The sequence below is a fragment of the Paenibacillus sp. FSL L8-0436 genome (genome assembly GCF_038593025.1).
Lineage (GTDB): Bacteria > Bacillota > Bacilli > Paenibacillales > Paenibacillaceae > Paenibacillus_AQ.
Genome location: NZ_CP151955.1, coordinates 2713693 through 2728743 on the forward strand (window position 1 = coordinate 2713693; position 15051 = coordinate 2728743).

Annotated in this window: 12 protein-coding genes; 9 read left to right on the plus strand and 3 right to left on the minus strand. The window is 55.3% G+C overall.

Going from position 1 to position 15051, the window contains the following annotated elements; genetic code table 11:
• Positions 1-106 precede the first annotated feature (106 nt).
• From NSS79_RS12310 to NSS79_RS12335, 6 genes are all read left to right on the plus strand, one after another.
• Positions 107-1201, plus strand: a complete 1095-nt coding sequence (locus NSS79_RS12310; RefSeq protein ID WP_342439559.1) for a quinone-dependent dihydroorotate dehydrogenase — start codon at positions 107-109, stop codon at positions 1199-1201.
• 28 nt (positions 1202-1229) lie between these two features.
• Complete coding sequence (locus tag NSS79_RS12315; protein WP_038589698.1) at positions 1230-2042, plus strand: GTP pyrophosphokinase family protein; 813 nt, start codon at positions 1230-1232, stop codon at positions 2040-2042.
• Positions 2032-2487 (plus strand): DUF309 domain-containing protein, encoded by a 456-nt coding sequence (locus NSS79_RS12320; RefSeq protein ID WP_342440356.1) that lies wholly within the window; start codon positions 2032-2034, stop codon positions 2485-2487. Before NSS79_RS12315 ends, NSS79_RS12320 begins: the two co-directional genes overlap by 11 nt.
• Positions 2488-2585: 98 nt before the next feature.
• The gene (locus tag NSS79_RS12325) at positions 2586-4112 is read left to right on the plus strand and encodes an RsmB/NOP family class I SAM-dependent RNA methyltransferase (protein WP_342439560.1); all 1527 of its coding nucleotides are present in this window, start codon (positions 2586-2588) and stop codon (positions 4110-4112) included.
• 3 nt (positions 4113-4115) lie between these two features.
• Positions 4116-4880: a pseudouridine synthase gene (locus NSS79_RS12330; RefSeq protein WP_342439561.1), complete on the plus strand. Its 765-nt coding sequence runs from the start codon at positions 4116-4118 to the stop codon at positions 4878-4880.
• A 114-nt stretch (positions 4881-4994) separates the two neighbouring features.
• Positions 4995-5795: a Cof-type HAD-IIB family hydrolase gene (locus tag NSS79_RS12335; RefSeq protein WP_342439562.1), complete on the plus strand. Its 801-nt coding sequence runs from the start codon at positions 4995-4997 to the stop codon at positions 5793-5795.
• A 248-nt stretch (positions 5796-6043) separates the two neighbouring features.
• On the opposite strand, the gene NSS79_RS12340 is transcribed toward NSS79_RS12335, so the two are convergent.
• Together NSS79_RS12340 and NSS79_RS12345 are read right to left on the minus strand one after the other, a co-directional pair.
• On the minus strand, positions 6044-6133 hold the full coding sequence (locus NSS79_RS12340; protein ID WP_197073075.1) for a sporulation protein YjcZ: 90 nt from the start codon (positions 6131-6133) through the stop codon (positions 6044-6046).
• A gap of 113 nt (positions 6134-6246) precedes the next feature.
• A complete protein-coding gene (locus tag NSS79_RS12345; RefSeq protein ID WP_342440357.1) occupies positions 6247-7641 on the minus strand; it encodes an RsmB/NOP family class I SAM-dependent RNA methyltransferase in 1395 nt (464 codons plus the stop codon).
• A 184-nt stretch (positions 7642-7825) separates the two neighbouring features.
• Here NSS79_RS12345 and NSS79_RS12350 point away from each other — a divergent pair, with 184 nt between their 5' ends.
• From NSS79_RS12350 to NSS79_RS12360, 3 genes are read left to right on the plus strand one after another with little or no spacing between them, the layout of a single operon-like run.
• Complete coding sequence (locus NSS79_RS12350; protein ID WP_038589703.1) at positions 7826-8962, plus strand: glycosyltransferase family 4 protein; 1137 nt, start codon at positions 7826-7828, stop codon at positions 8960-8962.
• A complete protein-coding gene (locus NSS79_RS12355; protein ID WP_342439563.1) occupies positions 8913-10349 on the plus strand; it encodes a DNA repair exonuclease in 1437 nt (478 codons plus the stop codon). The genes NSS79_RS12350 and NSS79_RS12355 overlap by 50 nt, the downstream gene beginning before the upstream one ends.
• Entirely contained in the window at positions 10346-13690 is a 3345-nt protein-coding gene (locus NSS79_RS12360) for an AAA family ATPase (RefSeq protein WP_342439564.1), read from the plus strand. The genes NSS79_RS12355 and NSS79_RS12360 overlap by 4 nt, the downstream gene beginning before the upstream one ends.
• Before the next feature lie 140 nt (positions 13691-13830).
• Here NSS79_RS12360 and NSS79_RS12365 read toward each other — a convergent pair whose 3' ends face one another.
• The gene (locus NSS79_RS12365) at positions 13831-14952 is read right to left on the minus strand and encodes a hypothetical protein (protein WP_342439565.1); all 1122 of its coding nucleotides are present in this window, start codon (positions 14950-14952) and stop codon (positions 13831-13833) included.
• Positions 14953-15051: the final 99 nt, after the last annotated feature.

Below are 15051 nucleotides of genomic sequence, written 5' to 3' on the forward strand. Positions count from 1 at the left end.
GCAAAAAACTTTTCTTTTCTTCCCGAAACGGATAAAATTAAGAAGAAACCTAAAGAAACGGGGAGTCGCGGGACATCACGTATTATCCCTTGAAGGAGCGAGAACGGTGCTGTATCGAAATTTAGGTAAACCAATTTTCTTTAAAATGGACCCGGAGAAGGCACATCATCTCGTCATAGGCGGTTTGAACAAAGCGGCCTTGGTTCCGGGCGGCAGCGCGGCCATGCGCTTGATGTACGGCGTTCCAGAGACAGCCGATCTTGCGGTAGACCTGTTCGGTCTGCATTTCCCTACTCCGGTGGGTCTTGCAGCGGGACTGGATAAAAACGCTGAAGCGGTGGGCGGCTTCTCATCAATTGGCTTCGGATTTATGGAAGTGGGTACGGTTACGCCCAAGAGCCAGCCGGGCAATGACAGCCCGCGGTTATTCCGTCTTCTTCCGGACGAAGCGCTGATTAACCGGATGGGCTTCAATAATGAAGGCGCAGAGGCCATGGCCCAGCGGCTGAAGGTGCTGAAGAAACGCAGAATTCCTGTGGCGGTCAATATCGGGCGCAATAAATTGACCCCAAATGAATCAGCACATGAGGACTACCGGCAGTGTATCCGTACGCTTTATCCGTACGGTGATTTTTTTGTGGTTAATATCAGCTCTCCGAATACACCGGATTTGCGGAGTCTTCAGCATGGCAGTGAATTATCGAACCTGCTGGCCCAAGTGAAAGAGGAAATGGAACTCCAGCGTGAGATAAGCGGTATGGCCAAAAGTCTGCTGGTCAAGATTGCTCCCGATGTCAGCGACACCGAGCTTGAATATATGGTACATACACTTTCTGAAGCCGGTGTGGACGGCGTGATCGCTACGAACACCACACTCAACCGTGAGGGGCTGAAGAGTGACAAAGCCGGAGAGACAGGGGGCCTCAGCGGCAAACCGCTGCGCGACCGTTCCACAGAGATTATCCGCAGCATTTATCACCAGACCGGCGGCAAGCTGCCGATTATTGGTTCAGGGGGTATTTTTACCAGCCAGGATGCTTATGACAAAATCCGGGCGGGTGCCAGCCTGGTTGAAATTTATACAGCTCTCATCTATGAAGGACCGGAGGTTAACCGCAGTTTGCATGCCGGACTTAGGCAGCTTCTGCGGCGGGACGGATTCCGTAATATCCTAGAAGCGGTGGGCGCTGATCATCACTGAAGGATGAATGGACAGGAGGACGAAGGCGATGGACGGCAGGGACTGGGGAACTTTTTTGCTACCATATGAACAGACTGTGGAGGAACTTAAGGTTAAATTCAAGACGATGCGCTCGGAGCTCAAGAAGAGAGAGGAATATACGCCGATCGAGTTCGTAACCGGACGCGTGAAGCGGCTGTCCAGCATTCTGGAGAAGGCCAAGCGGCTGAATGTGAAGATGGAAGATCTGGAGACAGGCATTGAGGATATCGCCGGCATACGCATTATGTGCCAATTCGTTGAGGATATCCGCAGAGTGGCGGAGTATATCCGTGCCCGCAAGGATCTTGAAGTGCTTTACGAGAAGGACTATATCACCAATTACAAGGAAAGCGGCTACCGCAGCTTCCATATGATTATTAAATATCCTGTTCAGACGGCTCTGGGGCAAAAGATTGTGCTCGCCGAGATTCAAATCCGCACACTGGCGATGAATTTCTGGGCAACCATCGAGCATTCGCTGAACTATAAATACCGTGAAAGCCTGCCCGATGAAATGCGGGTGCGGCTCAAGACGGCGGCAGAGGCCGCTTCCATACTGGACAGTGAAATGTCCAGCATCCGTGAAGAAATTCTGGAGGCTCAAAAAACCTTCGAAGAAAATTCCAATATGACGACTCAATTGCTCAAGGCGATTCATCAATTGTATTTCTATCATCTGGTGAACGAGGCGATTGAAAGCCAGGAACGTTTCAATGTGATCTGGCAGGCACAGGATATGGATGCGATGAAGGAATTGCTGGACCATGTGCGTGAGCTGCTCTCTAATGCGAAGAAGGACAGTCTGCCGGATGGTCTATGAACCGCTGTATCTGGCGTACCTGGTCTATTTCAATAGAGACAGAGATTATTTCGAATGTCATGAGGTGCTTGAAGAGCTGTGGCTGGCCAAAGACCGTGATCCGCTGTACAAAGCACTTCTTCAGGTAGCGGTCGGGTTGTATCATTTCCGCAACGGGAATGTGCGCGGCGGGAGGATTATGCTGGGCGGGGCACATAATGCGCTGCAGAAGTATCCGGATGAAACGCTGGGAATTCATCTCGCGAAGCTTGTACAGGAGACTGGTGAGTATGTCCGCAAGCTGGAAGGTTATGATGAACAGCCGTTTCCCTATTATGATCTGACCCTTGAAATTGCAGATCCCGGTCTGGAAGAGGCTGTAAAGATTGCAGCTGCCCGGATTACACCCAACTTGCCGCAGCGCAGGGGGCCCCAGCGGCCGGCTCACTCACCGCACCGCAAATGAAGCAATAAATACAGCAAGACAACAAGGAGCACTCCACCGGGGTGTTCCTTGAATTATTCATTCCTACATTCAGAAACAACAAGCAGGAGGAAAGCAACATGGCGGCACAATTGCCCGGCTCGTTCACGCAGCGGATGAAAGAACTGTTGGGAACGGAGTATGAACAATTTGCGGAGACCTACAAGGAAACTCCTTATGGCGGCATCCGCGCCAATACCTTGAAAATATCGGTGAAGGACCTGCTGGCGCTAGCACCTTTTGAGCTGGAGCTGATTCCCTGGTGTCCGACCGGGTTCTATACCGGGGAAGGTGCCAGACCTGGCAAACATCCGTATTACCATGCCGGCCTGTATTATATTCAGGAGCCGAGTGCAATGGCTCCTGTAGAGCTGCTTGATGTGCAGCCGGGTGACCGGGTGCTGGATTTATGTGCCGCACCGGGCGGCAAATCTACGCAGATCGCCGCTAAGCTGCAAGGCGAAGGTCTTCTGGTCAGCAATGATCTTCATCCGGAGCGGACCAAGGCTTTGGCCAAAAATTTGGAGCTTTACGGTGTCCGCAATGGCATTGTACTGAATGAAAGCCCGGAACGGATCGCAGCGGCATTCCCCGGGTTCTTTGACCGGATTCTAATCGACGCGCCATGCTCCGGTGAAGGCATGTTCCGCAAGGATGAAGACATGGTGAAGCAGTGGGAGCCGGGAACGCCGGAGAAATATGCGGCGATGCAGCGGGACATTCTTGTCTCTGCCGCTGCGGCGCTGAAGCCCGGCGGGACATTGGTCTATTCGACCTGCACGTTTGCGGTAGAAGAGAATGAGGGGACGATAGCTGATTTTCTGGCCGCACATCCCCGGTTCTCACCGGTTCCGGTAGGCGGCACAGGCTCTTTCGCTCCAGGGTTCGGCGAATTGCCGGAGACGGCCCGTCTGTGGCCGCATAAGGTCAAGGGTGAGGGGCATTTCATGGCCGTGCTGCGCCATGATGGAAGCCTCGCTCCGGAAGAGAAAGGCGGAGACCGGGACATTGTGCTTGGGATCGCTGCGCGGAACAAGTCAGGCAAAGCATCACCTTCAGCTAAAGCAGCTGGAGGTAAAACAGAAAAAGGACGCGGCGGCAAAGGCGGCCGTACATTCGGCAAATCCGGCAACGGCTCCGGCAGAGAACAGGAAAGCATAGGAGAAGAGACACGGCTTGCCGCCTATACCGATTTCTTCAAGGACCAGCTCGGCTGGCAGCCTGCGGGATATCCCGTGTGGTTCGGCGAACATTTGTACCTCTCGCCATTGCCGAAGGAAGCCTTGGATGGACTGAAGACGATCCGTCCAGGCTGGTATGTAGGTCATGTGCGCAGCGGCCGGTTTATTCCCGGGCATCCGCTCGCTACCGCCCTGCACCCGGAGGAGAGTTGCCGCAGTCTTTCCCTGTCAAGCAGCAGCGGTGAAGCGGTCTCCTATCTTAAAGGCGAAACATTATCCATTCCGGCAGAACGACTGTCTGTGAAGTCAGGCAGTGCACTCAAAGGGTATGTGCTGGTCTGTATCGACGGGTACAGCGCAGGCTGGGCGAAGTGGCAGGACGGAATGCTGAAGAATGAATATCCGGCTGGCTGGAGGTGGACATAAGGCATGGGGGCATCGGGAAATAATGCTAAGAAACAACGGATCGATAAAGTGCTGTCCCATATGGGCGCAGGTTCCCGCAGCGATATCCGCAAGCAGGCGAAGCAGGGGCTGATTACAGTTAATGGGATTGTGGTAAAGGACAGCGGGTTTCATGTTGACCCCTATCTTGACAGGGTAGAGCTCAATGGGGAGCCGGTTCTGTACCGCGAGCATATCTATCTGATGATGAACAAGCCCCCGGGTGTCTTGTCTGCTACAGAAGACAAACGGGACCGGACTGTTCTTGATTTATTGAAGCCGGCGTATGCGCAGTTCGAGCCGTTTCCGGTCGGGAGACTGGACAAGGATACGATTGGACTGCTGCTGCTTACCAATGACGGCAAGCTCGCCCATGAGCTGCTGTCCCCGCGAAAACATGTGCCGAAGACGTATGAGGCTATCGTGGAGGGCGAAGTAGACGCAACGGATGTGGCTGCATTTGCCGCAGGTGTGGAACTGGAAGATGGTTATGTTACTCTCCCGGCACAGCTGAGAATCCTTGGCAGGGAGCGCGGCGGCAAAATCACCTCACAAATCTCCCTAACCATTACTGAAGGAAAATTCCATCAGGTGAAGCGGATGTTTATTGCGGTTGGCAAAAAAGTGACGTTTCTGAAGCGGGTGTCTATGGGGGATTTGAAGCTGGACGAAAGCCTGCCATTGGGCGCTTGCCGGGAGTTGACGGCAGAAGAGCTGAGTCTGCTTGGTGCAGACGGCCGGGAAACATGAGAAATAGCCCTGCTGCTGATTTAATACCGGCTTAATTAAAGTACGTGTTTTAGTTGACGGGGGTTTTGTAATCTTGCATATATAGATATAAAAGACAGACAAGGATGGTGGGGTATGAGATACAAACTGATTGCGCTGGATGTAGACGGAACACTGTTGAATGATGATCACCACTTAAGTGATGAGAACAAAGAGGCAATTGCTGAGGTTACGCGGCTGGGCGGCCAGATAGTATTATGCACAGGCCGCAGCCCGCAGAACTCGATTCCATTTATGGAAGAAATGGGCCTGTCGGGGTATGTGCTGGGCCACAACGGAGCGGCGACGGTCCGTGTCAATGACCGCAAAGTGCTGCATCAATTTGGGCTGGATGCCCGTGGACTTGACCCTTACATTGATTATTGCCGGCAGCATGATATCCATTTCGATGTTAATACCGCTTTTGATATGTACGTCGATAATGTGGAGAATTTGACCCAAGAGGCTAATTTTATGTACGAGCACTTCCGGATTATGCCTGCTTCGCTGCCGGCCTGGGAGGATTTTCGTGAACCGATTGTAAAATTTACGGTTTTTACCCAGTCGGACATTCTGGATGAAGCACAGCGTGAATGGGGCACTTGGACGCAGCAGTACAATATTTTGCGCAGCGGCGAATTTTTTGTAGACTTCATGCATCCCGAGGCTTCAAAGGGGAATGCGCTGAAGAATCTGGCTGTGCAGCTTGGGATTCCTCAGGAGGAAGTCTTATCAATCGGGAATTATTATAATGATATTTCAATGCTTACCTACGCCGGACTGGGTGTTGCGATGGATAATTCACCACTCGAGGTCAAAGCAGCGGCAAACGCGGTTACTGGGACCAACAACGACAGCGGAGTCCGCGACGCGCTGGTGAAGTACTGCCTATCGTAATACTTGAGAAAGTATGAAATAAGTGAGCGTGAAGTAAGAATATAAATGTGGAAGCATAGACTAGTGCCCTGAGGCGCTGGTTTATGCTTTTTTCTGCTTATCTGATCCGCTTTATCAATCTGCGATCATTAATAAAACATTGCTAGATATAATCAGCCGTGAACTAGAAATGCAAAAAAGCGGCTGCACCGCCCCTTAAAGGGACGGCGGGCCGCTTGGTGCCACTGTGCGTTGCTGCTTGAGCGGAATTAGACAAACAACGAACGGGAAATGATGACAAGTAAAATAAAGAGCACCAAAATCGCACCGGTCGATGTGAAGCCTGGAACTGCACCCATGTCTGATTCCTCCCTTAACTCATGTCTAGTTCCCATGCCGCGCTGTTATGCTACGGCGTCATTGGGATAATGTCATCATATGCCGGGGGAGGCATCACGAACTGGTCAGTTGCCTATTGCTCGTCAATATGGGCTTTTAGGATCCGCAGCCCTTTGGGCAGGTGATTCTTCAGTTGACCGGAGCTGGCTTTGCCCCAGCCAACGGGAAGTCCGTCAACGGTGACCAGTGTCCAGCCGTGCAGCTCAGCCGGAACAGGCAGGCTCTCTCCGCGCAGCCAGATCTGAATTTCATGACTATCGGCCGCAAGGTCCCAGCTACGGGCAGCTTGACTGGGCTGAAGGGACATTGCCAGGGCATGGGCCGGTTCGATCCGGTTTTTCTTCAGATGGGCCACATGCAGCCCGGCCCGCGGGATTTTGAGGCCTTCAAGCAGACCGGTATGCAGGCTATCGTTAAATGTCTCCGGGAGCAGGTACAAGGATTCTCCAAAGAGCAGAGGCACACCCTGGCCGGTGAATCCTGGCAGATGCTCCGCTGCCCAGCCCAGAAACTGCTGGTAAGCATCGCGCACGGAAGAGGTTGTTCGCGGGCTGTTTTTGCCCCGTGCGCTGCCCCGTTTGCTGCGGCTATTCGCAGCTTCTTCTGCAGGTGCCTTGCGCAGCAGGGCGACGAAATGTCCTTCGCCTTTCTCCAGATGCGGCCAGAGGCGTTTCTCGGCAATCAGCTCCATATCGGGATAGTGCTCTATAAACCGGGCGATGGTATCTTCATTCTCGCTGCGGTTGAAGGTACAGGTCGAATACGCCAGACTGCCGCCCGGTTTCAGCATGCTATAGGCATCCTGTAAAATATCCCATTGTCTTGCCGCACACATCTCGACATGGCCCGGAGACCATTCGCTTACAGCAGCGGGATCTTTGCGGAACATACCTTCACCAGAACAGGGGGCATCCAGCATAATCCGGTCGAAGACCTGCGGGAAACGCCGTGACAGCTCCCCTGGAGCTGCACTGGTCACCAGTGCGTGGGAGATGCCGTGGCGTTCGACATTTTCGGCCAGAATTTTGGCCCGCTCGGGATGGATCTCATTGGACACAAGCAGACCTTGTCCCTGCATTAGAGAGGCGATATGTGTTGTCTTTCCGCCGGGAGCGGCGGCAAGATCCAGCACCGTCTCACCGGGAAGCGGCCCCAGGAGCTCGGCCGCGGACATTGCCGAGGGCTCCTGAATATAATATAGTCCGGCAGTGTGGTAGGGATGCCGTCCGGGCCGGGCCGGATGTTCGTAGTAATACCCTGAGGGGCACCAAGGTACCGGTGTAAGGCCGAATAGTGAAACCGCATGTTCGGCAGCGCGGATGCCGGTTCCAAACCGGCTTTTTAAAGTGTTGAATCGCAGACCCTGGGTCCGCAGCAAAGTATAGCTTTGCAGAAAAGCGTCCGCCTCCTGCCCCAGCATTTCTCTCATGGCAGTGGTATAAGCGGCGGGCAGCTGTTCTTCCGTCATCATTCATTCTCCTCTTGTCAAAATCAATTCAGGCTCAAGCGTTCTTCTTGGTTGCTGTTTCAGGTGGTTACCGATAAAATCAAGGTATGGGACCTTAGCGTACCAGTAATTGTACATATTTATTACTATATCATAATTGCCGGGTCTCACCGTAATCAGGGCAATTGTAAAGGGGATGTACCAGATGAACTTGCTGCAAGCGCTATTCTTCCCGCCGGAACAGCCCGGTGGTGTATCTTCAATGATTCCTTATCTCCAGGAACGTTTCCGTTCCAGCCGCTGGGATATGGATCTCTTCTGGTTGCCCAAACGGATTCGCGGCAAAGGGCGCGAAGAGATTGTATTTGAGACCTTCGATTGGACTAAGTATGGCGAAAGTCCGGTTGTACAAAAATATATTCAGACCTACCGCGATTATATATGGTGGACGAAGCTGCGGATGAGTAAAAAGTATGATCTGATCCATGCCCATCACCCGATTGCCGGTCTGGCGATGAAAAAGATCTATCCGGAAATCCCGCTGATCCAGACCCTGCATTCCAGCTATGAACGTGAGCTGATTCTGAATGGAATCATTGAAGAAGGCGGTCCGGAGCATCAATTTCTTGTCTCGGTATACCGTGAGCTGGAGCATGTCAGTGACCGCCTGATGACGGTTTCACGCTCTTTTGCCGATTATTTGGCGCCATATATTGACCAGCCCTCGAGTGTTGGCGTCATTCCAAACGGCTTCGATGAGAAAAGATTCAAGCCTGTTCCGCATGACAACAGCATCCCGCAATTGGTGACGGTAACCCGGCTTGTACCGGCCAAAGGGATAGATACGTTGTTTAAAGCTTGTGCCGAGCTGAACAAACGGGGCCATGAATATGTGCTGCACATCATTGGGGATGGTCCCAGCCGCGGTGAGCTGGAGTCATTAGCCCAGAATCTGGGCATTTATAATGAGACGATTTTTTACGGATACACTTTACACCCGGAAGAATTCATGCCTTTCTTTGATATTTTTGTACTCCCTTCTCGCGCGGAGGCTTTTGGCTCGGTGTTTGCGGAGGCGGCGCTCAGCTGTCTGGCTCTTGTCGGCACGAATGTGGGAGGGATTCCAGAACAAATTGAGGACGGGGTGAACGGACTTCTGGTCAATCCTGACGATGAGGTGGCATTGGCGGATGCGCTGGAAAAAGTAATCAGCGATCCGGGTTACCGCTATGAGCTGTCCCGTTCGGCTTGGGATAAAGCAAAAAGCCTGTATTCGCTGACCCGGGTGGCCAATGAGCTCAAAAAAACCTATCTGCAATATCAGCCGGGAACGAAAGGGTGAGCAGATGATTCCTTTTCGTTTCTTGCATGCCGCGGATCTGCACCTAGACAGCCGTTTTGCCGGATTGGCGCAGCTTCCGCAGGCTATACGCTCCTATTTACGGGAGTCCACCTTCGCCGCCCTCGGGCGGCTTGTTAACGTAGCCGTTCATGAAGAAGTTGATTTTGTGGTCATCAGCGGGGATGTGTACGATGTCTCTGATGCTTCGCTGCAGGGACAGCTGCGGTTTCAGGAAGCGCTGCAGGAATTGGGAAGGCATGGCATCCAGGTCTTTCTGATTCACGGCAACCATGATCCGCTCGACGGACCGCGTCTGGCTACCGAACCGCCGGAGCATGTCACTGTATTCAGTTCAGGAGAGCCGGGACAGGCCATCGCCCGCCGCCGGAGCGACGGGAAGGAGGTCGCTGTGGTCAGCGGAATTTCCTATGCAACAGCAAAGGTAACGGAGAATACTGCCTTGAAATTTAGCCGCAGGACCGGAAGCAGCCTGTTTCATATTGCGCTGCTGCATGGCAACGTGGATGGGGATCTTCAGCACGAAACCTATTCCCCCTGCACCCGCAAGGATTTGATCAGCCGGGGATTCGACTATTGGGCGCTGGGACATATACATAAACGCAGTATTCTGCATGAGCGCCCGTCTATTGTGTATCCGGGCAATATCCAGGGCCGCAGCATTAAAGAGACCGGACCTAAAGGTTGTTATGTGGTGGATGTGGATGAAGCAGGAGCTGCATCGCTCCAGTTTCATGAACTGGATTCCGTCCGCTGGCAGGTGCGGGAGATTTCTATTGAAGGATTGGCGGATGAGGTGAAATGGATTGAAGCTGTCGAGCAGGCAGTTGAGGAAATCAGGAATGAGCTTCCGCAAATGATGTCGGTTGTGCGGTTTCGGCTTACGGGCAGGGGAGGCGTGCACAGGACACTGGCAGAAAAGGGTGCAGCGGATGATTTGCTCTCTGAGCTGCAGCGGCGTGAGGCGAAACGTGCGGAGCGGAAAGAATATGCCGGTCTCGTGTGGACAGAGGGTTTCTCGGTGGAAACAGGTCTGGCGATAGACCGGGAACGGCTGCTGCAGGAGGACAGCTTCCTGGGTGAAATGCTGCGGCTGTCGGGGCGCAGCGGGGAGACGACAGAAGGACTGGATGAACTGATCGGAAGTGCATTGAAGCCGCTCATGGAGAACCAGGAGCTCCGCAGACTGCTGTTCTCGGCAGATGAAGAGGAGAAACGGGGCTGGCTGAAAAGCGCGTCAGAGCTGGGGATTACACTGCTTAGCGGGGTGGAAGAGACCGCTGAGGGGGAGAAAGCAGACATCAGACTGCCAGGTGCAACGGATACAGCCAGCGAAGGGACCGGGCAGGAGCGGGGGAGTACAGGATGAAGATACAACATGTGCAGATCGGAGGTTTCGGGCGTCTGCATAACCGGGAACTGGAGCTGCAGGAAGGCGTAACTGTTCTGTTTGGACGTAATGAGGCCGGTAAAAGTACTACGATGCAGTTCATCCGGGCGATGCTTTTTGGGATCCCGACCAGGGTGAATCTGGCGGAAAGATATGAGCCCGCACAGGGTGGTCTGCATGGCGGCATGCTGACGGCGAATGACGAGCAGGGAGGCCTATGGAGAATCCGCCGTTATGCCGCAGGTGGAGAGACGGCGGGACGCAGCGAAAAGCTGAACATTACCGTCAGCTATCCGGATGGACGATCAGAGGAAGTGGGGCAAGCGGAAATGGAGCGCCGTCTGCTCGGCGGCATTTCCAGAAGCATGTTCCGGCAGCTGTTTGCTGTGTCGCTGGACGAGCTTCAGGAGCTTGGGGCACTGCAGTCCGAGGAGATGAGCAGCTATCTGTTCCATGCCGGGATGGGCGGTGGCGGCGAAATTATGCGGGCCGAACGGCGGTTGATCCAGGAAGCCGAGAAGCTGTATAAGCCGCGCGGCAAAGTGCAGGATGCGGCCAAAATCCTGCAAAACATCGACAAGCTGGAACGTGAAATGGCTGAGAGCCGTTCTTATCTTCCCCGGTATAATGAGAATACTGCTGCTTTGCAAAATGCGCAGCTGGAGCTGGCGAGGCTGGAAAAGTTGCGGACTTCCACCGGGGGGATGCTGGTCAAACTGCGGAAGGTGCAGGACATCCGCGAGCTGTGGCTCAAGTGGCGGGAAGCGGGGCTGGAGCTGGCAGAGCTGCCGGTGATTGAGGTCTTTCCGGAGAACGGTGCAGTTCGCTGGCAGTCCCTTGAAGGGGAGATCCGCAGCAGCGAAGCAGCGGTATTCCGCATGGAGCGTCTGGAGCAGGAACTTATCGCTGAGCTTGCCCAGCATCCGCCGGATCTGTTGCTGATTGCACAAGGACCGGCACTTGAGCGTCTGGACCGCCGGCGTTCCAGTTATGAGGACCGGAGGGCGGAACGGCAGCGTCTCACGGGCGAGCTTGCTGCACTGCATGAGCATCTGGAGCGCATCCTGCGCGGGATTGGCGCAGGCTGGAGCCTAGCCGAGCTGGCGGACTTCTCCGGTGCGGCGGCGGATCGTGAAGCCGCACGGCGCTTCGCGGCATCCTTCGCCGGGTATGACCGGCGAATGGAAGCGCGTGAGGCGGAGCGGCAGAGCCTCCGCTCCCGTCTCGCCGCCGCGGGCGCTGCGCTGCAGGCGGCGGAACGTTCGCTTGCGCGCGAGCACGCAAGCGGCGCCGCGGACTTCGCGGGCCTCGCCCCGCGCAGCCCGCGTGAAGTGCTGCAGCTGTGGGACGAGCTGCAGCAGGCCGCCGAGCGCTGGCGCGAAGCACAGCTCGGCGGGGCAGGGCCGCTGCGCGGCCCCGGCGCCGGTGGCGGCTCCGGCGCGGGAGAGCGCCGGGCTGCGCTGTACCGGCGCTTGCTTGCAGCAGGCGCAGCGCTGACGCTGCTGCTGCCGGCTGCGCTGTACCTGACCGGTGCGCCGCCGGTCAGCGCCTGGACCGCGCTCGGCCTGCTGGCCGCCGCGGACCTCGCCCTGTGGGCCGGGCTGCGCGCCGCGCGCAGACCGGGAACGTCCCCGCCGGAGCATGGCGGGGACGGGAGCGTGGCCGCAGCGGAGATGCTGCGGCTGCGCGGGCTGCTGCTCTCCGGGGCGGAGCCGGAGAGTGCTTTAAGCCGGCCGGGCCGCAGGCCGGCGGCAGCGCCCAGCCCTGAAGCAAGCGGGCTGGAGGCTGGCATGAAGGAGCTTCGCAGGCTCATGGAAGCCTGGAATGCCTGGCGGCAGCGGGTGGAACGGCTGGCCGGGGAGCGGGAAACCTGCCTGACAGAGGTAGAGACGCTCTCCGGGCAGGAGCGGGCACTGGCCGAAGAGATGGATCGTGCTGAGGCTGAATTTACCCAGCTGGATGAGAGCTATGAAGCATGGCTGCGCCAGCACAGATTGCCGGAAGGCTTGTCGCCCGAAGGGCTGCCGGATATATTCGCCAGAGTGGAGCAGGGGAACGAGCTGCTGCGCCAGGAGAGCAAACTGGCGGCCCGGCTTAAGGAGCTGCAAGAAGAGTGTGCTGCTTATGAACAAGAATGCCTGAATTTATGGCATGAGGCAGCACCGGGGGGCGAACTGTCGTCCGCTGCCGCCGACAACGCTGCAGCAAGATTAGCAGATCCCTCGGGTTTGTTGCCATCCGTAAATTCTGAGGTTTTATCCCTGAACGATACTGCAAGTACAGGTAATACACAGGTTCTGCCATTAATAGAACCTGTCGCTGGAACTGCCGCGCTCACCTTGCTGAGCTGGCTGGAGATCAGAAAGCGGGATTGGGACCAGCTCAAGACGGAACTGCTCCGCCGGGAAGCTGCCCAAGAGCGGCTGCATGAAGTACAGGCGGAGCTTGCCGGGGGCCGTCAAGCACTTGAGGTATTGAATGAGCGCAGCGGCAGATTGCTGCAGGAGGGCGGTGCTACGGACGGCGAGGAGTTTCTGCGCCGTTCGTCAGCCGTGCAGCGGCGTCTGGAGCTGACCAGATCGATCCGCCAGTGGGAGCTGGCCATGTTCGGCGGATGGGAGAACGGGGAAGCGGTCGAACTGCAGAAGCTGCTGGAGCATCATGATGCTGCTGCGCTGGAGCGGGAACGGTCCGCAGCGGAGGATGCTGCGGCAAGTATTGAGGAAGAACGTAATGCGCTGCTTCAGCACCGGGGCAAGCTGCTGCAGGAGCGCGAGTATTTGAAGGAGCGCTGTCTGGAAGACACGGTGCTCCAGCAGTTGGAGGAGCAGCGGGCGGCGCTGAAGATTCTGGCCGGACAGTATGCTGTATCAGCCTTGGCTGCCGAACTGATGGGAAGGACACGCCGCATCTACGAGCAGGAGAAGCAGCCGCAGGTACTGCAGCTGGCTTCGGCGTATTTCAACAAGCTGACGGAAGGGGAATACCTGAGAATCGTGATGACGCTTGGGCACAAGGAGTTGAAGGCGGAGCATAAGGATGCCGGGCTTCTGGACAGCGGACTGCTCAGCCGGGGAACAGCGGAGCAGCTGTATCTGGCTATCCGCCTGGCCCTGGCAGAGACGATGAACCGCCAGGCCAGCCTGCCGCTGCTCTTCGATGACCTGTTCGTCAACTTTGATGAACGCCGCCTGCATGCGGCACTGGCACTGATTGGTGAATTGTCGGTTTCCCGGCAGATTGTCATGATGACCTGCCACCGGCATGTAGCCGAAGCGGCTGCACGTTTGATACCGGCAGCCGCTGTGATCTCTGTATAGAAGCTGTACAGCTTCGAACCAAGCGGCCGTACGGCTCTTTAAATTAAAAGAAATTATATGCTTCACGCTATAAATTATCCTTCTATTTCCCGCTGAAGTGGATTCATCCGGAGGGAACAGTTGCTTCATCCTTCCAGCTGTTATTTCCGTGTGATCCGAATCACCGGTTTGACAGCTACAATGGTGATGGCATTGCCTTCCGGGCCGGAAGGGTCAGCTATCCGGGGCGGAGGAGACATAGGCGCGCGCAGCAGCATAATAACCCAGACTAGCGCCAAGGCACCGAATATAGGGTAGAAAACTCCCAATAGTGAGCTGAAGCCAAATTGGCTGAATAAATAACAGATCAGCATCAGCAGGGGAGTGACGAGGGACGGGGCGATAGGCAAATGCTGCTTAAGCTGTACTCCAACTCCATAGATATTGGCTACAAAAGTGCTGAAGATTTCCAGGAAGATCAGCAGCAGATAAATGCTCTGCACAAGGGGGCCTAGCCGGAAGGCGATGCTGCCCATAGGGATTTCAAACTGCAGGATGCCTGGCATTTGCGAGCTCATGGCAAAATGAGCGGCCAGCAGCATGAACCCGATCCCTGCCCCGCCGAGGATGCCGCCCCGTACCAGGGATTTTTCATCATCGGTATGGCGGGCCAGCGGAACAAGCACGGCTTGGGCCATCCCGAGGTTGAAGGCGGTATAGAGCAGCGGTGACATCCACGCCCCGAAGATGCTGCGATCGGTTTCAAGGAACAGAAAGCGCCCTGCTCCCGGTACCCCGAGCGTATTGGAAATGATGATTAGCGACAAAGTAAGCATTAAGGGCACGACAACACTGTTGATTTGCAGGATACCGGAAATTCCGCGTTTCAGTAAAAAGTATGAGCCGAATATTGTAATCAACAGACCTGCCTGGAACGGCAATCCCAGATTCTCCTGGAATATCGCCCCTGCCCCTGCCAGCATGATACTGTTGACTGCGACGAGAACGATCAAGGTAAAGAGGCTGATGCTGCTGCCGACCCGTTCGCCGAAGAGATGGCGGTTAAAGTCTTCATAAGAATCGGCTTCGATGCGCCGGGCAATCACCATCATTTTGGTGCCCAGCCAAATAAAGAGCACCGTCGCGAGCAGAATGGTTAATACCGCCCAGTGGCCGTACCGGGTGAAAAACCTTAGGATTTCCTGGCCGGTGGCAAATCCGGCGCCTACAATGGTGCCAATATAAGTGAAAGCGATTTGCAATGTGCGGACATGGGATTTCATGGCTCGCCTCCTTCAATGCTATGAATATAAAAAATGGGCATCACCCGCAGGATTGCCTTGTGCAGTCCATATAGTACAGGTTATGATGAGGAACAGAAG